The 25,743-nt window shown below is 37.6% G+C and carries 25 protein-coding genes and 1 tRNA gene; 16 read left to right on the top strand and 10 right to left on the bottom strand.

Features of this window, described 5'->3' with window-relative positions; genetic code table 11:
• The first annotated feature begins 210 nt into the window (after nucleotides 1-210).
• From EZL74_RS05030 to EZL74_RS05020, 3 genes are all read left to right on the top strand, one after another.
• The gene (locus EZL74_RS05030; protein WP_131475505.1) at nucleotides 211-594 is read left to right on the top strand and encodes a hypothetical protein; all 384 of its coding nucleotides are present in this window, start codon (nucleotides 211-213) and stop codon (nucleotides 592-594) included.
• 100 nt (nucleotides 595-694) lie between these two features.
• Complete coding sequence (locus EZL74_RS05025; RefSeq protein WP_131475504.1) at nucleotides 695-3,193, top strand: PIG-L family deacetylase; 2,499 nt, start codon at nucleotides 695-697, stop codon at nucleotides 3,191-3,193.
• Between the two features lie 107 nt (nucleotides 3,194-3,300).
• Nucleotides 3,301-5,028: a sodium:solute symporter gene (locus tag EZL74_RS05020; protein ID WP_131475503.1), complete on the top strand. Its 1,728-nt coding sequence runs from the start codon at nucleotides 3,301-3,303 to the stop codon at nucleotides 5,026-5,028.
• 53 nt (nucleotides 5,029-5,081) lie between these two features.
• On the opposite strand, the gene EZL74_RS05015 is transcribed toward EZL74_RS05020, so the two are convergent.
• Nucleotides 5,082-5,936: a DUF2911 domain-containing protein gene (locus tag EZL74_RS05015; RefSeq protein WP_131475502.1), complete on the bottom strand. Its 855-nt coding sequence runs from the start codon at nucleotides 5,934-5,936 to the stop codon at nucleotides 5,082-5,084.
• A 139-nt stretch (nucleotides 5,937-6,075) separates the two neighbouring features.
• On the opposite strand from EZL74_RS05015, the gene EZL74_RS05010 reads away from it, so the two are divergent.
• The 4 genes from EZL74_RS05010 to EZL74_RS04995 are packed head-to-tail and all read left to right on the top strand — an operon-like array spanning nucleotide 6,076 to nucleotide 8,943.
• On the top strand, nucleotides 6,076-6,540 hold the full coding sequence (locus tag EZL74_RS05010; protein WP_131475501.1) for an SRPBCC family protein: 465 nt from the start codon (nucleotides 6,076-6,078) through the stop codon (nucleotides 6,538-6,540).
• Between the two features lie 6 nt (nucleotides 6,541-6,546).
• Entirely contained in the window at nucleotides 6,547-6,945 is a 399-nt protein-coding gene (gene uraH / locus EZL74_RS05005; protein ID WP_131475500.1) for a hydroxyisourate hydrolase, read from the top strand.
• Complete coding sequence (locus tag EZL74_RS05000) at nucleotides 6,945-7,646, top strand: SDR family NAD(P)-dependent oxidoreductase (RefSeq protein ID WP_161971703.1); 702 nt, start codon at nucleotides 6,945-6,947, stop codon at nucleotides 7,644-7,646. The genes uraH and EZL74_RS05000 overlap by 1 nt, the downstream gene beginning before the upstream one ends.
• A 10-nt stretch (nucleotides 7,647-7,656) precedes the next feature.
• A complete protein-coding gene (locus EZL74_RS04995) occupies nucleotides 7,657-8,943 on the top strand; it encodes a cryptochrome/photolyase family protein (protein ID WP_131475613.1) in 1,287 nt (428 codons plus the stop codon).
• On the opposite strand, the gene EZL74_RS04990 is transcribed toward EZL74_RS04995, so the two are convergent.
• The 4 genes from EZL74_RS04990 to EZL74_RS04975 all read right to left on the bottom strand — a co-directional run bounded on the left by EZL74_RS04990 (nucleotide 8,940) and on the right by EZL74_RS04975 (nucleotide 11,573).
• Nucleotides 8,940-9,596, bottom strand: a complete 657-nt coding sequence (locus tag EZL74_RS04990; protein WP_131475498.1) for an HAD family hydrolase — start codon at nucleotides 9,594-9,596, stop codon at nucleotides 8,940-8,942. The genes EZL74_RS04995 and EZL74_RS04990 overlap by 4 nt on opposite strands.
• 1 nt (nucleotide 9,597) lies before the next feature.
• Nucleotides 9,598-10,101 carry a DUF1648 domain-containing protein gene (locus EZL74_RS04985; RefSeq protein ID WP_131475497.1) on the bottom strand — a complete coding sequence of 168 codons (504 nt, stop codon included), beginning with the start codon at nucleotides 10,099-10,101 and terminating at the stop codon, nucleotides 9,598-9,600.
• A gap of 6 nt (nucleotides 10,102-10,107) precedes the next feature.
• Nucleotides 10,108-10,824, bottom strand: coding sequence for a tRNA threonylcarbamoyladenosine dehydratase (locus EZL74_RS04980; protein WP_131475496.1), 717 nt, complete (start codon nucleotides 10,822-10,824; stop codon nucleotides 10,108-10,110).
• Between the two features lie 101 nt (nucleotides 10,825-10,925).
• A complete protein-coding gene (locus EZL74_RS04975) occupies nucleotides 10,926-11,573 on the bottom strand; it encodes a TatD family hydrolase (RefSeq protein WP_131475495.1) in 648 nt (215 codons plus the stop codon).
• Nucleotides 11,574-11,659: 86 nt separating this feature from the next.
• Here EZL74_RS04975 and EZL74_RS04970 point away from each other — a divergent pair, with 86 nt between their 5' ends.
• The 8 genes from EZL74_RS04970 to EZL74_RS04935 all read left to right on the top strand — a co-directional run bounded on the left by EZL74_RS04970 (nucleotide 11,660) and on the right by EZL74_RS04935 (nucleotide 19,059).
• A complete protein-coding gene (locus tag EZL74_RS04970) occupies nucleotides 11,660-12,886 on the top strand; it encodes an MDR family MFS transporter (protein WP_131475494.1) in 1,227 nt (408 codons plus the stop codon).
• A gap of 116 nt (nucleotides 12,887-13,002) precedes the next feature.
• Nucleotides 13,003-13,362, top strand: coding sequence for a BlaI/MecI/CopY family transcriptional regulator (locus EZL74_RS04965; protein WP_131475493.1), 360 nt, complete (start codon nucleotides 13,003-13,005; stop codon nucleotides 13,360-13,362).
• Between the two features lies 1 nt (nucleotide 13,363).
• Nucleotides 13,364-14,431 (top strand): M56 family metallopeptidase, encoded by a 1,068-nt coding sequence (locus tag EZL74_RS04960; RefSeq protein ID WP_131475492.1) that lies wholly within the window; start codon nucleotides 13,364-13,366, stop codon nucleotides 14,429-14,431.
• 116 nt (nucleotides 14,432-14,547) lie between these two features.
• Nucleotides 14,548-15,177: a BAR domain-containing protein gene (locus EZL74_RS04955; RefSeq protein WP_131475491.1), complete on the top strand. Its 630-nt coding sequence runs from the start codon at nucleotides 14,548-14,550 to the stop codon at nucleotides 15,175-15,177.
• A 96-nt stretch (nucleotides 15,178-15,273) separates the two neighbouring features.
• Nucleotides 15,274-16,173 carry a hypothetical protein gene (locus tag EZL74_RS04950; protein ID WP_131475490.1) on the top strand — a complete coding sequence of 300 codons (900 nt, stop codon included), beginning with the start codon at nucleotides 15,274-15,276 and terminating at the stop codon, nucleotides 16,171-16,173.
• 79 nt (nucleotides 16,174-16,252) lie between these two features.
• Nucleotides 16,253-18,706, top strand: coding sequence for a TonB-dependent receptor (locus EZL74_RS04945; RefSeq protein WP_131475489.1), 2,454 nt, complete (start codon nucleotides 16,253-16,255; stop codon nucleotides 18,704-18,706).
• Between the two features lie 63 nt (nucleotides 18,707-18,769).
• Entirely contained in the window at nucleotides 18,770-18,913 is a 144-nt protein-coding gene (locus EZL74_RS04940; protein WP_131475488.1) for an SsrA-binding protein, read from the top strand.
• A 72-nt stretch (nucleotides 18,914-18,985) separates the two neighbouring features.
• Nucleotides 18,986-19,059: transfer RNA gene (locus EZL74_RS04935), tRNA-Arg, on the top strand.
• A 58-nt stretch (nucleotides 19,060-19,117) separates the two neighbouring features.
• Here the strand turns inward: EZL74_RS04935 and EZL74_RS04930 are convergent.
• The gene (locus EZL74_RS04930; RefSeq protein ID WP_131475487.1) at nucleotides 19,118-20,533 is read right to left on the bottom strand and encodes an MATE family efflux transporter; all 1,416 of its coding nucleotides are present in this window, start codon (nucleotides 20,531-20,533) and stop codon (nucleotides 19,118-19,120) included.
• Between the two features lie 126 nt (nucleotides 20,534-20,659).
• Here EZL74_RS04930 and EZL74_RS04925 point away from each other — a divergent pair, with 126 nt between their 5' ends.
• A complete protein-coding gene (locus tag EZL74_RS04925) occupies nucleotides 20,660-21,235 on the top strand; it encodes a pentapeptide repeat-containing protein (RefSeq protein WP_131475486.1) in 576 nt (191 codons plus the stop codon).
• Here EZL74_RS04925 and EZL74_RS04920 read toward each other — a convergent pair.
• From EZL74_RS04920 to glyA, 4 genes are all read right to left on the bottom strand, one after another.
• A complete protein-coding gene (locus EZL74_RS04920) occupies nucleotides 21,232-21,909 on the bottom strand; it encodes an ABC transporter ATP-binding protein (protein WP_131475485.1) in 678 nt (225 codons plus the stop codon). The two genes, EZL74_RS04925 and EZL74_RS04920, sit on opposite strands and share 4 nt — an antisense overlap.
• Nucleotides 21,910-23,166 carry an ABC transporter permease gene (locus EZL74_RS04915; protein WP_131475484.1) on the bottom strand — a complete coding sequence of 419 codons (1,257 nt, stop codon included), beginning with the start codon at nucleotides 23,164-23,166 and terminating at the stop codon, nucleotides 21,910-21,912. It abuts the gene before it with no gap.
• Nucleotides 23,166-24,257 carry an efflux RND transporter periplasmic adaptor subunit gene (locus EZL74_RS04910; RefSeq protein WP_131475483.1) on the bottom strand — a complete coding sequence of 364 codons (1,092 nt, stop codon included), beginning with the start codon at nucleotides 24,255-24,257 and terminating at the stop codon, nucleotides 23,166-23,168. The genes EZL74_RS04915 and EZL74_RS04910 overlap by 1 nt, the downstream gene beginning before the upstream one ends.
• Before the next feature lie 131 nt (nucleotides 24,258-24,388).
• Nucleotides 24,389-25,663, bottom strand: coding sequence for a serine hydroxymethyltransferase (glyA, locus tag EZL74_RS04905; protein ID WP_131475482.1), 1,275 nt, complete (start codon nucleotides 25,661-25,663; stop codon nucleotides 24,389-24,391).
• Nucleotides 25,664-25,743 lie beyond the last annotated feature (80 nt).

Genomic DNA, 25,743 nt, shown 5'->3' with positions numbered 1-25,743 from the left:
TTGTTTTTTACAATTTGACACGATTTTTACAACCACTTAATAATCAAGCGTTTAAAATAATACAATTCTTATCATTTTAATAAAAAAATGCATTTCATCGATAAATTGGTGATTTAATCGTGTTTTTGATTATTTCTTTGTATATCTTTGCCTTAGATTTTTACAGAAAATGCCGCTCAATATTTTTGTTAACCCCAAATCTACAAAAACATGAAAACGACTAAATTGCTCTTCGCTATCCTTATACTATTGATAACCAATGGCATCAGCGCACAAGAAAACACATTAAAGAAAGAATCGTTACCGATCAATAGTAAAAATAACTGTTACCTTCGCTACTATTATTTCCCCAATTTAGAGGCTTATTTTGATAACCTGAAAATGGTTTATTATTATAAAGAAAAAGGAGAATGGGTATCTGCCCCTGAACTACCCGAAAATTATGGTGGCTACTCTCTTTACAATAAAGCCCGAGTAACCATCAATAACTTTGACGATGACAATCCGTTTCAATTAATCTTGTTACACAAAAAAATCTACCCGTACAGTTCAAAAGGAAGATTTGCCTATGCCACTACTACCGGAAATGATTAGGTAAACAGGCGTTAGGATTTAGTTAAAATAAAAATAATTAAAACATCTATTTTTATTTAATCTGTATATTTGAAGCTATTGCACTCTTAACGATTATAAAATGCAAAAGCTTTACTTTTTTTCTATTTATTTTTTACTTTTTACCTTACCAACCGCATGGGCTCAACAGCCGCAAAAACCCAATGCAGTAGAGCTCTACAATCAAATTCAGAAACTGAACTTTTTGGGGTCTGTTCTGTATATTGCAGCACATCCCGACGATGAAAACACCCGATTAATCGCTTATTTATCAAATGACGTAAAAGCCAGAACCGGATATTTATCATTAACACGAGGCGATGGCGGACAAAACCTGATAGGTCCCGAATTGCGCGAACTGCTTGGCGTTATCAGAACACAGGAACTAATTGAAGCCCGAAAAATAGATGGTGGAGAACAGCTTTTTTCGCGTGCCAATGATTTTGGTTTCTCCAAAAATCCTGATGAAACTTTGCAGATCTGGGACAAAGACCAAGTATTGAGTGACGTTATATGGGCCATTCGAAAATTCCAACCCGATGTAATCATCAACCGTTTTGACCATCGTTCGCCGGGAACTACTCACGGGCATCATACTTCTTCAGCTATGTTGAGCTTTGAAGCATTTGACAAAGTCAATGACCCGAGTATTTTTCCTGACCAATTGCAATATGTAACTACTTGGAAAGCTAAACGTTTGTATTTCAATACATCCTGGTGGTTTTATGGCAGTAAAGAGAAATTTGATGCCGCCGACAAATCAGGAATGAGTAATCTCAAAATAGGAACCTATTACCCGTCAATAGGCAAATCCAATCAGGAAATTGCCGCTTTGAGTCGCAGTCGTCATCAGTCACAAGGCTTCGGTTCAACCGGAACCCGCGGTGAGGAAGAAGAATATTTAGAGTTTCTGAAAGGCGATGCTCCGACAGATAAAAACAACCTTTTTGAAGGTATCGACACAACCTGGAATCGGGTAAAAAACGGCAAGCCTATCGGGGAAATCTTAGCTTCGGTTGAGAAAAATTTCGACTTTAAAAACCCATCCGCCAGTATACCCGAATTAGTAAAAGCATACGACTTGATACAAAAATTAGAAGATTCACATTGGAAAAACATCAAATCGGAAGAAATCAAAAAAATCATCGCCGGTTGTGCCGGTTTATACCTGGAGGCAGTTGCTGAAGTGCAAGAAGCTACACCGGGAAGTACCCTAAAAGTAAAACTGGAAGCAATTAACAGAAGTTCAATTAACATCAATTGGAATGCAACTACTACTTTTCCGAATTCGATGAATACTCAGGAAATCACTCCGTTGCCCAACAATAAATCAAGCTCCAAAACCATTACTTTGGAACTTCCTAATAACCTAAATTATACGAATGCTTACTGGTTAAACCAAACCGGAACTGTAGGGATGTATCGGGTAGATGATCAGCAAAATATTGGTAAACCGGATGTTATCAGAGAAATAAAAGTACTTTTTATACTCGAAATTAATGGAGTTACCATTCCGTTTGAACGCAATGTGGTTTACAAATACAACGATGATGTAAAAGGAGAAGTATATCAACCGTTAGATATCGTACCGGTTGCAACATCTTCCATCGCTGAAAAAGTATACATTTTCAACAATGATCGAAGTAAGACCCTTACAGTAAAAGTAAAAGCCGGAAAAGATGCTGTAACTGGGACCGTGAAACTTGAAGTTCCGCAGAGTTGGAAAGTTAGTCCTTCTGAAATTCCGTTCACCATTGACAAAAAAGATCAGGAAGTGTTGGCGATTTTTAGTGTAAAACCCTCTGAAGAGGCCAGCGAAGTTGATATTAAAAGCATCGTAACTGTAGACGGGCAAACGTATGACCGAAACAAGATTGATATCAATTATCCACATATTTACAAACAGATGGCTTTGAAACCGGCTGAAGCCAAGGGTATTCGGTTAAAAATCAAAACAAAAAACGAGAAAATTGCATACATCATGGGTGCCGGCGATGAAGTTCCGAAAAGTTTAGCGCAAATGGGATACGAAGTTCAAATCCTGAAACCCGAAGAAATTACCAGTGAAAAGTTAAAGGGGTTTGATGTTGTAATGACCGGTATAAGAGCATATAATGTGGTAAATACATTGGCGTTCAAACAACATATTCTTTTAGATTTTGTTAAAAAAGGTAAGACTATGATTGTTCAATACAACACGACCGATGATTTGGTTACCAAAGACATAGCACCATTTAAATTGAAAATCTCCCGCGACCGTGTTACCGAAGAAAATGCTGAAGTGCGCTTCTTGACTCCCAAACATGCGGTATTGAACTATCCTAACAAAATTACTGCTGACGATTTCAAAGGATGGAAACAGGAACAAGGCTTGTATTATCCTAACGAATGGGACAGCAACTTTACTGCCATTTTATCTGCTAATGACAAAGGCGAAAAACCTAAAGACGGTGCTTTATTGATTGCCAAATATGGCAAAGGGAATTATATTTATACCGGACTGAGCTTCTTTCGTGAATTGCCCGAAGGCGTCTCCGGAGCGTTCAGATTAATGGCCAACTTAATCGCAATTGGTAAATAAAATGGAAACTAAAAAAACATCCTGGAAAAATAGCTATACCTGGGTTTTAATTGCCAACGCTATTTACATTGTCATCTTTTTTATTTTAATGCAATTATTCTTTTAACATGCAGCAACTCGACTGGATTGTTTTATCAGCTACCTTACTTTTCATAGTATTTTACGGGGTTTACAAAACCAAAGGAAGCAAAAACGTAGAAGATTATATTTTAGGCAACAAGGAAACACCATGGTGGACCGTGGGCTTATCTGTAATGGCAACACAAGCCAGCGCCATTACCTTTTTATCAACGCCAGGGCAAGCTTATCATGACGGAATGGGATTTGTACAATTTTATTTCGGGCTGCCTATAGCTATGGTGGTTATTTCGATTACGTTTATTCCCATTTATCACAAGTTGAAAGTCTTTACCGCTTACGAATACCTCGAAAAACGATTTGATTTAAAAACACGTTCCTTTACCGCTATTTTGTTTTTAATCCAAAGAGGATTGGGAACCGGTTTGACTATTTATGCACCGGCCATCATCCTCTCTTCTATTTTGGGATGGAACCTTACCCTGCTCAATGTGATTATCGGAATTATGGTCATCATTTACACTTTTGCAGGAGGAACCAAAGCCGTAAACGTAACTCAAAAGCAGCAGATGTTCATCATCATGAGCGGCATGTTCATCACGTTCTTTTTAATCCTGCATTTGCTTCCAAACGACATGACTTTTTCTAATGCCTTACACATTGCGGGTGCTAACGGTAAAATGAATATTCTTGATTTTTCTTTTGATCCCGAAAACCGTTATACATTTTGGAGCGGAATTACGGGTGGATTCTTCCTGATGCTTTCCTATTTTGGCACCGATCAATCGCAGGTTGGACGCTATCTTTCCGGTAAATCTGATCGCGAAAGCCAGATGGGACTAATCATGAATGGTTTTATGAAAGTTCCGATGCAGTTTTTTATTTTACTGACCGGTGTAATGGTGTTTGTATTCTTCCAGTTCAATCCGGTGCCGTTGCATTTTAATCCTATAAATAAAGATGCTGTAGCAAAGTCAAAATACGCCGAACAATACCACTCGCTTGAAAAAAAATTAGCCGATTTATCTGAAGAGAAAAAAGAATACAACTTATTGTATATTGACCATTTAAATCAAAACTACGACAACCCTATTTTGAGAAACAAACTGGTTTCGCTCTCAGGAAAAGAAAAAGATTTACGCGAACAAGCCAAAGAAATCATAGAAAAAGTGGACCGAAAATCGGAAACCAATGATAAGGATTATGTGTTTATTTATTTCATTTTACACTACCTGCCGTCCGGGTTGATTGGTCTTTTGCTGGCTGTCATTTTTTCAGCAGCTATGTCTTCATCGGCCTCAGGTTTAACAGCGCTGGCATCTACGACCGCAATTGATATTTACAAACGAAACGTCAAGGGCGAAAAATCGGAAAAACACTTTGTAAATGCAACCAAAGCGTTTACCCTGCTTTGGGGAATTATCGCCATTTTATTTGCCTGCGTAGGAACTTTGTTTGAAAATTTAATTCAGTTAGTGAATATAGTCGGTTCAATATTTTACGGAACCGTTTTAGGTGTATTTTTGGTTGGTTTTTACATCAAATACGTAAAAGCCAATGCCATCTTCTTTAGTGCTGTTATCAGCCAAACGACCATCTTTTTCATTTATTATTACACCATACACATCTACCCTACCGGTCAGGAAAAACTGGGATATCTATGGTTGAATTTTATTGGTGCCACATTAACCGTAGTATTGTCAATATTGCTTCAATCGGTAATGAAAAACAAAGAAACAGCAGAAGTTACAGCATAAAAAAACCACGAATTCCTGAGGGAGTTCGTGGTTTTTCAGTTATTCAGAATGAATTATTTTTTGCTCCATTCTTTAATGCTGTCATTGTTCATTTTGATGTAATCATCGTTTTTGGCTTTTTGTGCAGCAGCTAACGATAATTTGGCTGTTTCTATTGCTCCTTTTTTGTCTCCCAATTTAGCTTGGATTAAAGACTTTAAACGCAATTGCCAAAACGGTACTTCCTCTCCGGCCTTAACCATAGAAACCGCTTTGTTTACGTACTCTAACGCCTTGTTTAAATCTCCATTTGACTGGTAAAAATATTGAGCGGCTGAATAGTAATCACCTGCTGCAGGACCGGCCAATACTTTTTCAATACTTGCCATGGCCATTTTTTGTGTCGGCACTTCAAATTTTAAAGACACCATTGTTTTTTCCCAGGAAATATCTAAAGTAGCACTGTCATTCGTAAGATTGTTGATTGAAATAGTTAATGATTCAACCGGATTTCCCAAAGCTATAGGATCTACGTTAGTAGAATAAGCCACTTTGTTTACGTTCCAATTTTCAGGAGTTCCCCAATTATCGGTATCCGAATAAAAAATTACCTCCCACATGTCCGCTTTTGGAGTAGTGTATAAAGCATATTTTCCTTTTTTAAGGGTAGTTCCCTTAATTACTACATCTTCGCTGAAAGTTACAGTAGTATTTAAATTGGCTCCTGTTCTCCATAATTTTCCGAATGGTACTAAATCTCCAAATACCACTCTCCCCTTTGCACTTGGTCTTGAATAATCAACAGTAACTTCTGTTAATCCAACCATTTGTGTCAGGGTTGCATGCGGACTCGGAGCGGGAGTTTTCACTTGAGCGTGAGTAACATAGTTAGCAATAATTGCTGCGAAAACTAGAATAATTCTTTTCATACGTTAGGTTTTATTGATGTTTGTCCAAAATTACAAATAGTATGAGTTGACGTATGTTAAGAATAACTTAAATATATTTGTTTAACTTTTATTTAATTTTATTAAACAAATATTTTGTAATTTTACAAAAAATTAAACCATGAAAATATATTCTCTACATACCAAACAAAAATTACCCATTACATTGGAAGAAGCATGGAAATTTCTGTCGGATCCCAAAAATCTAAAAACAATTACACCTGATTATATGGGTTTTAAGACGCTTTCAGGCGATGACCGAGCCATGTTTCCGGGACAAATCATTCAATACATAGTAACACCTGTTCTCGGCATTCCGATGAAATGGGTAACCGAGATCACTCACGTACAGGACAAAGTATATTTTGTAGACGAACAGCGATTCGGTCCTTATGCTTTATGGCATCATAAGCATTTCTTACAAGAAATTCCGGGCGGAGTTGAAATGGAAGATTTGGTTCATTACAAATTACCTCTAGGCATTTTAGGTCAATGGGTGCATCCGTTTTTGGTAAAACCCAAACTCAAAGAGATATTTGATTACCGTCAAAAAAAATTAACTGAACTTTTTGGAACTTATAATTAAAACAACATGAAAAAACTATTTTTTTTACTTCTGCTCTGCTCTTCACTGGCATTTTCTCAGGAAAAATTTCAATTGAGCACACACATACTTGACATCAGTAAAGGAACCGGTGCTCCTAATGTTGAAGTGGAACTCAGAAAACAAGACAACACCAATCAAAACTGGCTTTATGTTGATAAAAAAATGACTGATGACAAAGGAAGAATAAAAGAATTTCTTCCGATGAATAACTCAAATTTTGGTATTTACAAGCTCATCTTTAAAACAAAACCTTATTTTGCTAACAACAAACAAGAGAGTTTTTATCCCTTTATTGAAGTTGTTTTTGAAATAAAAGACAATGAACATTACCATGTTCCGATAACACTGAGTGCCAACGGATATTCAACATACAGAGGAAATTAATCATGAAAAATATACTTTTGATAGGAGGATCGTATGGTATCGGCTTGGCTTTAGTCAAAGAACTTCAGCATGACCACAACGTTTTTGTGGCTTCAAGAACAAATGAAAATTTAGAGAACATCAACTGCACTTATATACCGTTTGATGCAACGACCGACACCCTCGACGTCACAAAATTACCCGAAACTCTTGACGGATTGGTTTATTGTCCGGGCAGTATTAATTTGCGACCTTTTAAAGGACTCAAACCTGAAGCTTTTGAAACCGATTTACAAATCAATTTCATCAACTTAATCAAAGTGATTCAAACTGTTTTGCCTAATTTAACGGCTTCAAAACAATCAAGTATTGTATTATTCAGTTCAGTGGCTGCCGGTATGGGCATGCCTTTTCACACCAGTGTTGCCGCTGCAAAAGGTGCTGTTGAAGGTTTCGCTAAAGCTTTGGCTGCCGAATATGCTCCGAAAATACGAATTAACGTAATTGCTCCCTCTTTAACCGATACGCCTTTGGCTGATAAATTCCTGAACTCTGAAGAGAAAAAAGAAAAGTCAGCCTTGCGTCATCCGATGAAGAGAGTTGGTACCGCTGACGATATTGCTCAAATGGCTAAATTCCTGCTGAGTGATAAAAGTAGTTGGACCACAGGACAAATTTTTAATGTAGACGGGGGGATGTCTACTCTATTAGTAAATGCATAAACAATAAATGATGAATATTTTTTGGTTTCGACGCGACTTGCGTTTGGATGATAATGTAGGGCTTTTTCACGCGTTGAACAACGGCGATGCAGTACTGCCTATTTTTATTTTTGATGAAACCATATTATCACAATTATCCAAAGACGATGCGAGAGTAACCTTCATTCACGAACAATTAGAAAAAATACAAAAAGAACTGAAAAAAATTGGACGCTCGTTAGCGGTATTTCACGGAGAACCCTTTGAAGTATTCAACAAAATCCTCACTGAAAACAGCATCCAGGCAGTGTATACCAACCACGATTACGAACCTTATGCTCGCAAACGCGACTTAGAATTATATCGTTTGTTCCAAGAATACAACATCAAATTCAAAACCAGTAAAGATCAGGTGATATTTGAAAAAAATGAAGTTGTAAAAGACGATGGAACTCCTTATGTAGTATATACGCCCTATTCAAAAAAATGGAAAGAAAACTTCAGAAAAACTGAATTGCACCATTACAATTCAGAAGATTATCTGTATAAAATAATAAGTCACTCCTACCCTTTTCTGAGTTTGAAAGATATTGGTTTTGTTCCTTCCAAGATAAAAGTTACCTCTTACGATATTTCTGAAACACTCATCAGGAATTACGAAGCAACCCGCAATTTTCCGGCACTAAACAAAACATCATATCTGGGAGCATATCTGCGTTTCGGAGCAGTATCCATCAGAAAAATAATCGCCAAAGCCATACAGGAAAAAAATGAAACCTTTTGGAACGAACTCATCTGGCGCGAGTTTTTCATGCAAATTCTATGGCATTTTCCGCATACCGTTAGCAAAAGTTTCCGAGATAAATACGATGCCATACATTGGGAAAACAACGAAACCTTATTTCAAAAATGGTGCAACGGACAGACAGGTTATCCTTTTGTAGACGCCGGCATGCGCGAACTGAATGCCACCGGTCACATGCACAACCGTGTACGGATGATAGTCGCCAGTTTTTTGTGCAAACATCTGTTAATCGACTGGCGCTGGGGTGAAGCTTATTTTGCCAATAAATTACTCGACTATGAACAAGCCAGCAATGTAGGCAACTGGCAATGGGCCGCCGGCAGTGGCGTAGATGCTGCTCCTTATTTTAGGATTTTCAATCCAACCGAACAAATCAAAAAGTTTGATAAAGATTGGGTTTACATCAAAAAATGGGTGCCTGAACTCAATACTTCAAAATATCCTAAGCCCATAGTTGACCACAAGGAAGCACGCGAAAAATGTCTTAAAGTGTATAAAAGTGCTGTAGGCTAACGGATGTTTTTGATAAAGTTATAACTCAATTCGCTGAAATTGCTTATCACCATGTCGGCTTGGCTGTAATCCTGCATTTTTGAGTGAAAACTGTCGTAACCGATGCAATATATACCGGCTGCTTTTGCTGCTAATATTCCGTTAGTGCTGTCTTCTATGACGATGCAGTTCTCAACAGGAGTTTGTGCCAAAAAAGCTGCGTGCTGAAAAATGGCAGGATGTGGTTTCGATTTCGGAAAATCTTCTCCCGAAACAATATGACTAAAGTACGGATGCAAACCAAACCGATCAAAAATCTTAGCAATGGTTACCGTAGCCGATGAAGAAGCCAAAACCAACTGCATCCCATTGGCGTACAAATCTTTGATTAAATTCTCTACACCATCCAACAAATACAAATCTGCTTTTCGGTCAAAAGCTTCGTTAAACAAATTGCGTTTAGTTTCAACCAAAGCGGGAACATCTTCCTTTAAATTAAACTGAGCTTTGAGTCGTTCAAAAATATTCTTGGTCGAGTTGCCCGTAAACGAAGCATACATTTCAGGCGAAACCTCAATACCTAACTGTTTAAAATGTTGATTATAGGCATAATGATGTACCGGTTCAGTGTCAACAATTACACCGTCCATATCAAAAATTACGGTTTGTATCACGTTAGCTGTTTTTAGATAATTGTATAAGAAAATAAAAAAGCGGAACAAAAATAAGACTCATCACCAAAAACATAAACCATCCACCCAAATTCTCGCCTTGTTCTAAGCTGGCTTGTACCGTTTTATATTCAATAGCAAAAAAGATAAGAATAACCGAAAGCTTCAATACTCGTATCATGCGGGTCATTATGGTATATTGTTGTAACGCATTGGTGGGCGTTATTGGTGTGGTATAATTAAACTTATGAGGATAACGACTTAAAACCGTCAATGCTATATAGGAAATAGTTGCGATAGTGGTCGATAAGAATAAAGTCCACTTACCTCCGTACCCATCAACCGTTCCGTTTGCTCTGAAGTGAATTGGAATTACCTCAGGTAAGGCAGCATAGTTCCAAAAAGTAAAAACCCAAAAACACACTAAAAACAATACCGCTAAGACTTCAAAAACTTTATCGGTTATCGATAGGGCTATCTTGATTCGGGGCCTTTCAGAAAGTTCCATTCCTTGCTATTTTTTCAAAAGATATTTGATTACTGTTTCGGTGGCATGTAACCCAAAAAGACATGGCATCCAACTGTTAGTACCGTAAAAAGACTTTTTAAAATTGGTGCCATCGGTCATTTTAACACTACCTTCATCCGGTCTTTCATACGAATACACTACTTTGACACCACTCGAAATACCTTCTTTTTTAAGACGCTTGCGCACCACTTTGGCTAAAGGACAGTAATCGGTTTTGCGAATATCGGTTACTTTGACTTTCGAAGCTTCATATTTTCCTCCAGCTCCCATATTACTAATCACTTTGACTCCTTTACGTTTGGCTGCTATTATCAAATTGAGTTTTGGTGTTACGCTGTCAATACAATCTAATACATAGTCAAACTCAGATGTCACTATTTCATTCGCTCTTTCAGGAGAAAGAAATTCTTTCACCGGAACTAAATTAAGTTTCGGATTAATGTCTAATAGCCGTGCAGCCATCAACTCTACTTTAGACAAACCAATGGTAGAATGTAAAGCCGGTAACTGACGATTAATATTGGTTATATCAACTACATCACCATCAACAATTGTCATGTTTCCCACTCCGGCACGAGCCAAAAACTCGGCCGCAAATGATCCGACACCGCCTAATCCGACCACTAAAACATTAGCATTTTTTAATCGTTCTAATCCTTCAGGTTTAAATAAAAGCTCTGCTCTTTCCTGCCACTTTGCCATTTGATTTACATTTTTAAAGGCGCAAAAATAAACAAAATTATCCAATGGTTTGTTAAGGTACTCCAACCGGTGGGTATTAAAAACAACAAACGAAAAACACTTTAAACTCCAAAAACCTGCCTTCGGTTAGTCAAAACTTGTTGCTGCAGAGTATGTACTGAGATGCCACGGTATTCAGCAGCTACAGCATAAACTTCTTCAAGAGATTCTTCCATAGTATCGGTTTCCAGAAAAAAACGATCATCGGGCACCGAAAGGAAAACATCTTTTAAATCCGGATTGCGCAATAGGTATTTGCCAAACGAAAGATAACAACCATTGTCTAACAATTGCTTTGCTACTTGTTCATTTTTGGAAAATCCGTGGAGGATGACCGGAACAGTAATGTGCAATCTTTTTTTAATTTCAATTAACTCCTGATAAGCGGCTACCAAGTGCAACACCAAAGGCTTCTGATGTTTTTCGGCTAAGGTAATCTGACGTTCAAATACTATCGCCTGCAAGTCAATCGGAATAGTAATGCGTTTGTCTAAACCACATTCGCCCAAAGCCAAACATTCGGGTAGTGCTAATTTTTTGTCTATTAATTGCAAATCGCTTTCTAATCTACTTTCATCAATGTACCAGGGATGAATGCCTATGGAATACTGCGGAATTGTCTCGTCAAAAGCCCATGGATATTGGTTCACCAGCTCTAAAACATTCGAACGATTGGTATATTTGTGTGTATGAAGATTGAAATAGGACATGTTCAAAATTAGTGTAAAAGTTACAAAAGCACAACGCCTCAGAGCTTTAAAGTTTGTTATTTTTGCACTATCAATCATCAATCATCATGCTCCTGAACGCTTTTCAACGTTACATCAATAATTTCAGAGGCTTTACCCGCGAAATTTGGATACTCACCATCATCACCTTCATCAACCGTGCAGGAACTATGGTGCTCCCCTTTTTGTCTAAATATTTAAGAGAAGATTTGCATTTTTCCTATAGCGAAGTGGGCTGGATTATGGTTTGTTTTGGTTGCGGATCGATGATTGGATCCTGGCTTGGCGGTAAATTATCCGATAAAATAGGATTTTACAAAATCATGATTTTCAGCTTGTTTACAACCGGTATACTATTGTTGTTGGTTGAATTTGTTACCAGTTTTATAGGACTTTGCATTGGTATGTTTACACTGATGATTATTGCCGATATGTTCAGACCCGCCATGTTTGTGTCTATAGGAGCTTATGCCAAACCCGAAAATCGGACCAGGGCCTTAACTTTGGTCAGACTAGCTGTGAATCTGGGGTTTTCTGCCGGGCCAGCTTTAGGTGGTATAATCATCATGTCAATGGGCTACCGAGGTTTATTTTGGGTAGATGGAGCAACTTGTATGCTGGCGATATTGGTATTCGCATTATTAGTTAAGGAGAAAAAGAAATCTCCCTTCTTAGATAAAGAACACCATAACGAGGCACTGCCCCAATCTGTATTCAAAGACAAACCATTCTGGATTTTTCAGGCCTGCTGTTTGGTATGCGGCATTTTGTTCTTTCAGGTATTCACCACCATTCCGCTTTACCATGGTGAACAATTTCATTTAACTGAACTGCAAACCGGACTCCTGCTTACCATGAACGGTTTATTAATTTTTTTTCTCGAAATGCCATTAGTTAGCTTTGTTGAGCGCAAAAAAATCAGCAAAATCAAAATGGTTTTTATAGGTTGTTTTCTCATGGCCATCAGTTTGTTTTTAATGCTGGTTAAAGTTTGGGCCGGTATTTTAGTTATCATGATGCTGTTTATGACTTTTGGCGAAATGTTTGCTTTTCCTTTCTCTAACTCGGTTTCTCTGAGTCGGGCTCCCAAAGGGCACGAAGGCCGCTACATGGCAATTTATACCATGAGTTTCAGTATGGCTCACATCTTAAGTTCTAAAATGGGTATGCAGATTATTCAGGATTTTGGTTATGCCGCCAACTGGATTTTCATGGGAATCCTCGGAATCATGGGAACTTTCTTTGGTCTTTGGTCCTACCGACTGATTAAAGCCGAGAACACTATAGCGAATTAAATCAACAAGTTATATTCAAAACACTTGATGTATTCCTTAAAATTTAGTTAAATAACTATAAAAACAGTTTATCAACTAAAAAAATAGTTGTATGTTTGATTTCAAATTAATCACTCATGCAAAAGTTAACCAACAAGGAAGAAGAAATCATGCAGATTTTATGGAAGCTCAAAAAAGCATTCGTAAAAGATGTACTGGCAGAAATTAAGGAAGACCAGCCTCATTACAACACCCTTTCGACCATTATCCGCAATTTGGAAGATAAAGGTTTTGTGGCTCACAACGCCTATGGAAACACACATCAGTATTATCCCATTGTAAAAATGGAAGACTACAGAAAGCGTTTTATGAATACGGCCATTGAAACGTATTTCAATAGTTCTTATAAAAATTTAGTCTCCTTTTTTGCGGAAGAAGAAAAAATATCGGCTGAAGAACTAAGGGAAATTTTAGCGTTAATCGAAAAAAAACAATAGGATGGAAACCCTTTTCATTTATCTGATAAAATCAAGCGGATTACTGGCTATGTTCTATTTGGCATATCATTTTTTGGTAAGAAAAGAAACTTTTTTCGATGCAAATCGATGGTTCCTTTTGTCCGGATTACTCACCTCTGCCCTGCTGCCGCTATTCTTCATCAAAAAAATCATTTGGGTGGAAAGTCCGAAAATATCAATGGAGGATTTGGTGGCTTATGCACAACAAGGACCTGTAAACACTAAAAATGTTGCTATTGTTGAAGCATTCGATTGGATGCAACTACTTTGGATGGGTTATACTCTGGTTGCATCAGCGTTACTATTCAAAATCATACTTAATTTATTTTCGCTGTATCGAATGCTTCACAAGCAACAACAATTTAAACGAGAAGGTTTTACCCTGGTTGACTCCGATGATCATATCGCACCCTTTTCTTTTTTTAAATATATTGTTTACAATTCAGATTTTTACACTGGTACCGAATTGCAAAGCATCATTTTACACGAACAGGTACACAGCAAAGAGCATCACTCTGTTGATGTATTGTTGGTTAAATTATTTACTGTTGTATTTTGGTTCAACCCGTTTGTTTGGCTCTATAAAAAAGTAATAGCACAGAATCTGGAATACATAGCCGACCAAAAAGCCATCGCACAACTCAATGACCGACAAGCTTATCAGCACGCTTTACTCAAAGTAGTTACTCATCAAAACTGCTTATCTATAACTAATCATTTTTATCAATCATTAATCAAAAAACGGATCGTTATGTTAAACACCAATCAATCACACAAAAGAAATTCCTGGAAGTATGCCTTAATTCTTCCAGCACTCATCGGTTTTGTATTCTTGTTCCAAATAAAAGTTGTGGCACAGGAAGTAGAATCTGATATTTGGGTAAAAAATATCAGCAATAATGGCGATGTAAAAGTAAAAATCGACAAAAACTGTTCTGATGAACAGTTGAAAAAAGAAGCCAAAAAACTAAAAGAAGAACACGGCGTTACGCTTAAATTTTCAAAAGTAAAACGCATACCTCGGGTGAAATTACCGGCATCAAAGTAGAATATAAAGACAAAAATGGGAATAAAGGAACCACCCAATGCAGCGGAGACGAACCTATAGCTCCTATCCATTTTTACAAAAGTGCAGGCACCATTGGGTTTGGTCAACCCCGAAATATGAAAATTTATGCCAATACAACTGGTAACCATCCCCTGGTTTCAAAAGCTTTCACTTATCATTTTAACAATGACAGCCTGGCGGAAATCAAAGATGTTGATGTCAACATTGAAATCCCTGAAAACATCATAGCACTTCAGGATGCAGACATCGATAAAAAAATAATGATAAGAAACGGCAAAAAACCACTGGTTATCATCAACGGAAAAGTGATTTCAGATGATAGTGAAATTCAAAAAATCATAGGAGAAGCAGGTGCTAAAGGGCACTACAGTTTTAGCTACAGCAGTAGTGACGATAAAGGCGAAACTGAAGCATTTACTATGAGTCCGGAAGACATTTCAAAAATAAAAAGCGATGCGATGAACAATGTTCGCATGGAGATTAAAAAAATCAGACCTCAGGTAAAATCACAAATCAGGATGGCTAATGCCGACTGGAAAAAAGTAAAAGAAGAATTGGAAAAAACCAGAATCAAAACCGAAACATCCAAACCCGAAATGGAAAAAGCCAAAGCCGAAATGATGAAAGCTAAAGAAGAAATGATTAAGGCCAAAGAAGAAATGCTCAAAGCCAAAGCTGAGTTTGAAAAAGAAAGAGCCAAACTTAAAAAAGAAACCCAAAAATAGTTAAAAAATTGTCAAACACTTTTTTCAAAAAAAGGAAACACAATAAGTTTGTTACTGATTTTTAAACCGTTAAACCCCACTTAAAGTATTACTATTATGAAACGAAATCTGTTTTATTTATGGCTGATGATTCCGTTGCTCCCTTTAACTCTTTTAGGACAGGGAAAAAAATCATCAACTTTACAGGGTAAAGTTCCCAGTGATAACATTTACATGACCTGGAACAAAAGCACTCCGGAAACCGAAATGAATGACGATGTGAAAGCATTGGCTGAACACGGTGTTACCATTACCTACTCGGATGTAAAAAGAAATGAAAAAGGCGAAATCACCGCTATCAAAGTAAGCTACAGTGATGCTAATGGCAGCAAAGGTTCACTGGAGTTTGACAACAAGAAACCCATCAATACCATCAAGTTTTACAAACAAAACGATGAAGTTGGTTTTGGAGAACCAAGCAGCAGTGAAATCTTCGGAGGAAATTCATTCCTTGGAAGTGATCCGCAAAAAATGATGAAAGAGTACCATTTTAATTTTAATGATGATAAATCTTTCCCTTTTGGGAATGGTTCAGGAAAAACCAGTTCGCGCATCATCATTCAAAAAGACGGTAAAAAACCATTAGTCTTAGAAGATGGAAACGTAGTTGAAGGTGGTGACGACTACACTGCTGAAGAACTGGAGGAAATCAAAAAAAATAATAAAGTCGAATTGTTCAGCAACGAAGAAATACCGGGTTTCCAATTCAATCAGGGCAATAATTTTAATGATTTAGCCGAGCAAATGAAAAAAATGCAAGAACAAATTGACCAAATGATGTCCAAAAACGGATTGACTCCTCCGGAGAAACCCAAAACCAAAACCGATGATTTAAAAAATTCGAAAGCTGAAATGCAAAAAGCAAAAGAAGAAATGCTGGATGCTAAAAAAGAAATGGAAAAAGCCAAGAAAGAATTAGAAAAAGCAAAGTCAGCATTAAAAACTCAAAAAGCCTAAGTGTAACAAAACCATAGCAAAAACCACTAGCTCAATTAGTGGTTTTTTTACATCAATCAATTAATCAATCAATCAAAAAATGAACAATCAAATCAAAATGCTGTTCTCGGTATTTTTTCTAATATCAGGAATAACCCAAGCACAATCCGGTTTAAAAATAAAAGGAAGAGTTGCGACAACTTCAAATCAACCAATTAGCCAACTTCCGGTAACATTAATAGTTCCGAAAACAAATGCGGTTATTAAAATTGAATTAACAGACTCCGAAGGAAATTATGTTTTTGACAACTTATCAGAAAACGAATATCAAATTCAAATTGAAAACCCTTCTTACAAAGGATTTATTGGGAAAGTCATAGCTCTAACCATTGCTAATCCTGAGATCGAATTACCTCTTGTTTTGCTCGAAGCATCCAATGCAAACCAACTAAATGAAGTAGTCATCACCAAAAAGAAACCCTTTGTAGAAAACAAAATCGACCGAACAGTAGTCAACGTTGATGCATTTATTACAGCCGGTGGCGGCGATGCAATGGATGTGTTGGAAAAATCTCCAGGAATTTCCGTAGATCAAAACGGCACCATTACCTTCAAAGGTAAAAGTGGCGTTCAAGTATTTATTGATGACAAACCCACCTATTTGTCAGGAGCCGAACTCGAAGCTTACCTTAAATCATTACCGGCCAGCACACTCGATAAAATAGAATTAATGACCAATCCTCCGGCAAAATACGATGCTGCAGGCGGCGCCGGAATTATCAATATTGTCTCCAAAAGATCTAAAGCCAAAGGTTTCAACGGCAACCTGACTTCCAGAGTTGGGCAAGGCAAACGCTTTCAAACCCGACAAGGCTTCAACTTTAACTATATGAATAATAAGGTGCGGATCTTCGGGAATATTGGCTATGGCGAAAACAATCCGATGAATGATTTGTACATTTTTCGGAAATTTAAAAACGATGACGGAAGCACTAAGAGCTTTTTCCATCAGGACAGTGATATTCGGGTTAAAGTACATTCAGTCAATACCAAAATCGGTATGGATTATTATGTTTCAGAAAAGACAACCATCGGAGTCGGTTTAAGCGGGACACTGAGAAATGTCAACAAGAACTCGGATGTACTGAGCGATATTACCGATGCCAATTCGGTTTTAGATTCATCAATTGTGGCATACAACCGCCAAAAAGAAAAATTCAAGAACGGTGGTGTCAACCTGAATCTGCGCCACGACATTGATAGTTTGGGGCAACGAATTACTTTTGATGTTGATTATCTGAAATACGATACAGCCACCCGCCAAAAATTTAACAATTATACGTACCAACCCGATAATTCGCTTTCCAATCAGGATGAGTTGAAAGGATATTTGCCTTCCGATATTGCTATTTATTCCTTCAAATCCGATTATACATTGCCGTTTAAAAATGGAAGCCAATTGGAAACCGGTTATAAAATCAGTTATACGAAAACCGATAACATCGCGGATTACAGAGATATAATAAACGGTCAGGAAATACCAAATTACAACACCAGTAATCATTTCAAGTATGATGAAACCATCAATGCGGCATACATTAATTTTAATACCAATTTCAAACGTTTCAACATCCAAACCGGTTTACGTATTGAAAACACAGAATCCAAAGGCCATCAGTTAGGCAATGTAGAACAAACGGGATCAAAATTCCGTAAAAATTACACCAACCTCTTCCCTACGATTTATGTACAATACAAATTGGATACTATCGGAAACAATTCCTTAGTGGTAAATTACGGGAGAAGAATCAATCGCCCGTATTTTCAGGATTTGAATCCGTTTGTGAGTCCGCTCGATAAGTTTACCTTCTATTCGGGAAACCCATTCTTGAATCCTTCGTTTACCGATAATTACGAGTTATCGTATCGGTACAAAAGTCTGTTTTCAACCACTTTAAGTTATGGCTATTCGAAAGATGACATCAACGAAACCATCGAAATCAACGACGGAATTTATTACAGTCGCCCGGGAAACATTGGTAAAAGTCAATACTTCAGTTGGAATGCCAACGCCCAAATTTCATTAACCCAATGGTGGACAGCCAATGCATATACCGAAATAACCCATTCCCGATTTAAAAGTAAATTGTATACTGAAGACTTGGAAACCTCTGGTACCTTTTGGAACTTCTCGATGAATAACAGCTTTAAATTTCAAAAAGGATGGTCGGCAGAACTGAGCGGAACCTACCAAACCGATGTAGTAAGCTCTCAATTTGTTCTCTTATCGAGATCTAACATTAATATAGGAGTACAAAAGAAAATACTTAACGATAAGGGTAGTATCAAACTGGCTGTAAATGACCTCTTCTATTCCAATCTAAACAACGGAATCATTCGAAATCTTCAAAACACTGAAGCTAACTGGAGAAATAAATTAGACAGCCGGTTTGTGGCTTTGACGTTTACTTACAGTTTCGGAAAATCGTTTAAAACTAAAAATCAGTACGATTCTAACGGAGCCGAAAGCGAAAAAAACCGCGTAAAAGTGTGATGATTGATAATCTGAAAATAGCCAAAAGTTGTTTTTTGTTATCTTTATACCAAACACAAAAAAATGTACAGAATATTAGCCAAACTAAACAAGCTGCTTTTACCCAGCTTTACCAAGCGTCAATTAGATTTGGCCAAAGCTAAAAAATGGCAGCTGGCCATTATTGCCTGGCGGTACTTTGTAACTTCAAGAGCATTGGAAAACTAAAAAAATATTGCTTTAATTTTCACAATAGGCTTGCAAGTTTACCAAATATATCTATATTTGCACCCACAAAAAGGCCTCGTGGCGCAACTGAATAGCGCATCTGATTACGGCTCAGAAGGTTACAGGTTTGAATCCTGTCGAGGTCACAAAAAAACGCTCAATCACTTGAGCGTTTTTTATTTTTAACCCTTTTATTCTCTTATTTTATACTTCAACAGACTTCCATTTTCCTTTTTTGAAGAAATAAAATGCCAATAAAGCCAACACTGTTTCGGCTGCAGGAATGGCAATAAAAGCACCAACAGGTCCAAGTTCTAAATGCAAAGCCAAAAACCAGGCTAACGGAATCTGTATCATCCAAAAACAAAAAATATTAATCCAGGTCGGCGTTTTGGTATCACCGGCTCCGTTGAGCGACTGAATCATCACCATACCGATGCCGTAAAAAATATAGCCTAACCCTATTATGCGCAAGGCTTGACTCCCGTATTTCAAAATGACTTCATTGGCGGTATAAATCCCGATAATCGCTTCGGAAAAAAACACAAATAAAAAAGTCACCAAACTCATGAAAATCACATTGTATTTTGTAGTCAGCAGTACACTTTTTTCGGCGCGTTCCGGTTGTTTGGCCCCCAAATTTTGCCCAACCAAAGTTGCAGCCGCATTACTCAATCCCCAAGCCGGAAGAATAAAGAACACTACATTTCGAATCGCAATTTGATAACCGGCGCTCGCATCGGTACTTCCGGTGATGGAAACGATATACGTCAAAATAATCCAACTACCACTTTGGATAAAAAACTGAAACATAGCCGGAGTCGATATGCTCAAAAGCGATTTTACAATTTCTAAATCGGGTTGAAAGTACTTTTTGTAAATTTTAATGGTACGACTTTTTAAGAATAAATGCCAACACTGGTACACCACTCCTATCGTTCTTCCCGTGGCTGTAGCAACAGCTGCTCCGGTTAATCCCAATTCAGGAAACGGTCCGTAGCCGTAAATGAGTAACGGACATAAAATGATGTTAATCAAACTGGCCAACCACAAGCTTCGCATGGCCATCGCTGCATCGCCGGCACCACGAAAAATTCCGTTGATTAAAAACAATAAAATGATGGCCGGACTGCTGGCAAAAATAATCTTGGAAAAAGAAGTTCCATGAGCTATTACTTCTGGCTGAGCTCCCATTATTTTCAATATATCAGCAGCAAAATGAAATCCTAAAACTGCAACAATTACAGATATTATAAATGAAATCCAAATGGCTTGTGCGCCCGACTTAGAAGCGGCTTCAAAATCTTTCTCTCCTACACGACGGGCCACAATTGCCGTTGCCCCGGTGCTTAGTCCGATTCCCAGCGTATAAACAAGAGAAATCACGGCTTCGGTAAGTCCGACTGTCGCCACAGCCACATCGGCATTGGGTAAATGGCCTACAAAATAAATATCGACTACAGCAAAAACCGATTCCAAACTCAGTTCGAGTATCATGGGAATCGCCAACAATACAATAGCAATTTTTACATTGCCTTGAGTGTAATCATGTGCTTCGCCTTTGAGCGATTGTACAATAAGATTAAAAATTCTGTTAATTTTTGATTGATGAATGGTCATGATGATTGGATTATTGGTTATTTTGACGGATGCAAACCTTAAAGTAAGGTTGGGTTATATTCATACATTTTTATTTCTGTATCAATATTACAAAAATTAGTAGCTTTATCGATCAAAAAAAGACTCATGCATCCCGATTATATTTTAGACCAGGAATTTCAGTTCGATATCTTTGATGATGACAACACCCAGTACAAAGAATTTGAAAATTGTACATTTCGTCACTGCGACTTTACCAATTGCACCTTTAAAACGGTTTCGTTTTTAGATTGTAATTTTGTAGAATGCAATTTTAAAGAAGCTAAAATCAATTATGTTTCGTTTCGCGGAGTTTGGTTTACCAAATGTAATTTTACCAACGTGAATTTTGCCATGACTGACCAAGTGATACACGAATTTCACTTCAAAGATTGTTTGTTGGATTATGCTAAATTTTACGCGTTGAAACTGCGTAAAATTCAATTCATCAATTGCAGTCTGATTTCGGTTGATTTCATGGGTTGTGATTTGACGGAAGCGCTATTCGATAATTGCAATCTGAGAAGAGCCGTTTTTATTGACACTATCGCCAATAAAGTTGATTTTTCCACCAGTTATGATTACGCTTTTGATCCTGAAAAAAACAAAATCAAAAAAGCCGTTTTTTCGACTGAAGGTTTGAAAGGATTGTTGGAAAAATACGATTTGGTCATCAAAGATTAAGTAATAATCCGGCCGTCCTCCATCGTTATGGTTCTTTGCGTTCGGGCTGCAAAATCATTATCGTGGGTAACCACCAAAATGGTTTGGTTGTGATCCTGAGTCAGATGCTTGAAAATATCGAATACTATATCACTGTTTTTCTTATCCAAATTTCCGGTTGGCTCATCTCCCATAATAATTAAAGGATTGTTGATTAAAGCCCTCGCAATAGCCACCCTTTGTTTTTGGCCTCCACTCAACTGATTGGGCATTTTTAAGGCTTGATCCTGCATTTCAAGTGTTTTGAGATGTTGCATAGCGTTGTGTTCAATCTCTTCTTCCGACAATTTATTGAGCTTCATGCCCGGCAACATTACATTCTTCAGGACATTATATTCCGAAAGCAAGTAGTGAAACTGAAATACAAAACCAATTTTTTCATTTCTGATTTGAGCCAATTCTTTATCAGACTTACCGGTTACTAACTCTTCATGCATGTAGATTTCGCCTTCATAATCGGTATCCATCGTAGACAGCAAGTACAATAAAGTTGATTTCCCACACCCTGATTTCCCTACAATTGACACAAATTCGCCATGATTAATACTCATATCAATTGACTTCAACACCTGAAACTGAATCGGGTCGTAAAAGTATTTGGTCAAACCTTTGGTTTCTAAAACAATATTGCTCATTTATTTTCCTCTGATAATTTCCACCGGATCGATTCTACTGGCTTTCAACGCCGGAAATAACCCGGCTATAAAAGTGGTTACTAAGGCAAAAGTAATTCCGATAACATAAAACATCGGATTGTAATTGACAGGATACGTTTTGATGGTGGGCAATGCCGCCGTGTTGAAAGGAACCACATCGATGATACTTGAAAAAACATAACCAAAAACCAGTCCCAAAATACCACCCGCAATCCCAATAACCATAGAAAGCGATATAAAAATCCACTTCACGTCATTACCTGAAAATCCGGTGGCTTTGAGAATAGCAATGCTGTCCATCTTTTCAAAAATCATCATATTTAAAATATTGTAAATCCCGAAACCGGCCACAATCAGTAACACTATCCCCACGGCATAGGAAATAATACTTCGAACAGAACTTCCGGTTTCAAATTGTGAATTGGTTGTTTGGTAATCTATGGCATCCAAATCGTATTTCAGGGCAAATTCCTTAGCTAATGCCGGAGCTGTAGTAATATCAAAGGCTTTTACCTGAATATCCGTTATGTAGTTAGTAGGTTCTCCCAACAGCTTTTGAGCCGTAACTAAGGATGTATAGCTCATCACATCATCAATTTCGGAAATCCCAACTTGGGAAATCCCGACAATTTTTAACGATGCTAAATTGCCTTTGGATGTGGTTACTTTGATGATATCTCCTTTTTTTAACAACATCTTATTGGCTAATCCTTTCCCTATAATGATACTGTTGTTCTCTAGCAAATCGGGGATCTGACCTTCAATAATGTATTCACTGATTTTGAATAATTTTTCTTCTGCCAACACATCAATACCATTGATAACTCCTGAAATTTCAATAGTTCCCGAATTAAAAAATACCGGCGCTGTGATTTTGGGTGCCACATCAACAATACGTTTGTCTTGTTTTAAATCGTGTATGATTGATTTGCAGTTGTAAATAGCTTTGCCCCTATCTTTTGGTTTGACCGAGGCGATAAAATTGGTGTTGTTTTTATAATTTTCAGCATAGGATATAGGCTGATTTTCAGAAGGTTTTATTTCGTTATATAAACGAACATGCGGCGTTCGATTGAGCATCAAACCATCAAGCAAATCATTCAACCCGTTCATAAAACTCACCAAAGTTATAAACATGGCAATACCGAAAGTAACCCCTACTCCGGCCACCACGGTTTGTTTCAATCGCGCACGGAGCAAGTGTAATGCAATGTTGATGATGAGTTTGAAATTCATTATTTCGGTCTGTAGATGGTTTCTTCAGCGGTCAATCCGTCTAAAATTTCAACATGTTGATAATCGCTTAGCCCAATTTTTACTTTGCGTTTTTCATCACCATTCACCAAAACATACTGGTTGTCAATCAGGTAATTTCTGGGAATAGTGAGAGCTTCTTTTTTGGTTCTGACAATAATATTGGCTTCAGCCGTCAGATTGGGATACAGTTTTTCGGGAAGATTGATGAAATGCGCTTCAATCTTAAAAGTACGTGAACGCACATCCATAATGGGATAAATTTTATCAACAGTAGCTTCAAAAGATTTGCCTTTATAACTGTCCATGGTTACAATTAATTTTTGTCCCAATTTTACGCGAACCATATCATTTTCATCTACATCTAATTCGAGCAGATAGGCATTCTTTTCGCCGATAATCGCCAAAGGCGTTTGCGGATTGACCAAAGTTCCTTCTTTTACCAAAACATCAAACAACTCTCCATTAATGGCACTTTTCACTGTAAAATCGCTTTGTGATTTTTCGTTGATTTTAAGGTTGATGTTGCTTTTACTTTGTTCGTTTTGCAACTGCAATTTTAACTGTGACAATTGCTTTAAAGCTGCTTCATAGTTAGATTTTGAATTTTTATAGGCCAATTCCACCCGTTCGTATTCAACCTCAGAAATGATGTTGTATTGTTTGATATTCTTGTTGCGATTGTAAACCGATTGATCCAAGGCCAGCTTGTCTTTCGCTGCCTGAACTTTTGACTCCATTTCAGCTATTTTATCCTGAATGTAGCGACTGTTTTCATTGCTTAGCTGATAAGCCAATCGGGCATTTTCGGTACTTAAAGCTGCTTTGTCACTTTCAATTTGAAACAACGGCTGTCCCGTCGAAACCGTTTGTCCGACCGTAACTTCTATTTTTTGCAGTAGGCCGCTAACCGTAGCGTATACTGTATATTGATTTTCAGATTTTACTACTCCAGATGCATAGACACTTTCGGTGATGCTGCCTTTGGTGGGTTGGATTTCACCATTGTCTTTTTTAGAACAGGAAATTACTAAGAGAACAGAAAAAAAGGAGATGGCTTTGAGCAACTTCATGCAATTTTGGTATTTATGAATTTTGTAATTCAAATTTACAACAATTGCTCTAATGAAAATCTAACATTTGTCATAAAAAAACCTTCAAAAGCGAACTCTTGAAGGTTTGATTTTATTGATTTAAAGCTGTTTTAGTAAACAAAAATGGCTCTTTCGCTCATCATGTCGTTTACTTCATCTGCTATTTCTTCTAATAATTCATCGTTGGTAGCGTTCATCAAAACCCTGTCAATTAAATCAACAATAGTTTCCATATCGCTTTCCACCAAACCGCGTGTTGTGATAGCCGGCGTTCCAACTCGAATTCCCGAAGTTACAAAAGGTGATTTGTCATCAAACGGCACCATGTTTTTATTCACAGTAATTTCGGCTTTCCCTAATGCAATTTCTGCATCTTTACCTGTGATATTTTTGTTTCTTAAATCAATCAACATCATGTGGTTATCGGTTCCGCCTGAGATGATGTTGTACCCTCTTTTAACGAATGCTTCTGCCATAGCTTTGGCATTTTTCTGAACCTGCATGGCATACGTAAAAAACTCATCGGATAAAGCTTCACCAAATGCTACTGCTTTTGCGGCAATAATATGCTCCAAGGGTCCACCTTGATTACCCGGGAACACAGACATGTCTAATATGTGTGACATCATTCGGATTTCACCTTTGGGAGTTGTTAATCCCCAAGGATTAGGGAAATCTTTACCCATCATAATCATTCCGCCTCTTGGTCCGCGCAGCGTTTTGTGCGTAGTAGTGGTCACAATGTGACAATGCGGAATAGGATCATTCATCAATCCTTTGGCAATCAAACCGGCAGGATGCGAAATATCGGCTAACAAAAGAGCACCAACACTGTCGGCAATCTCTCTGAAACGTTTAAAATCCATATCGCGGGAATACGCTGAAGCCCCTGCAATGATTATTTTAGGCTGTTCCTGGGTAGCAATTTCCTGAATTTTATCGTAGTTTAATACTCCGGTTTCTTTATCTACTCCGTAAAACACTGGATTGTATAATTTACCTGAAAAATTCACCGGAGAACCGTGAGTTAAATGTCCGCCATGAGCTAAATCAAACCCTAAAATTTTATCGCCCGGTTTTAAGCAGGCAGCATAAACAGCCGTATTGGCCTGAGAACCGGAATGCGGTTGTACATTTACATATTCGGCGCCAAACAGTGCTTTTGCTCTGTCAATAGCGATTTGTTCGATGACATCAACCACTTCACAGCCTCCATAATACCGTTTTCCCGGATAACCTTCGGCATACTTATTAGTAAGTACCGACCCCGCTGCTTCCATCACCTGATCGCTTACAAAGTTCTCAGAAGCAATTAGTTCAATTCCGTGTATTTGTCTTTCTTGTTCTTCAAGAATTAAGTCAAAAATTTGTTCGTCGCGTTGCATTTGAAATTATTTCGTTAAATTGAGGTCAAAATTACGAAAATCGTTTGGTAAATTAATAGTTAATGATATATTTGATTGCT

This window comes from Flavobacterium silvisoli (assembly GCF_004329815.1).
GTDB classification, from domain to species: Bacteria; Bacteroidota; Bacteroidia; order Flavobacteriales; family Flavobacteriaceae; genus Flavobacterium; species Flavobacterium silvisoli.
This window is presented reverse-complemented; position numbering and strand designations above follow the sequence as displayed.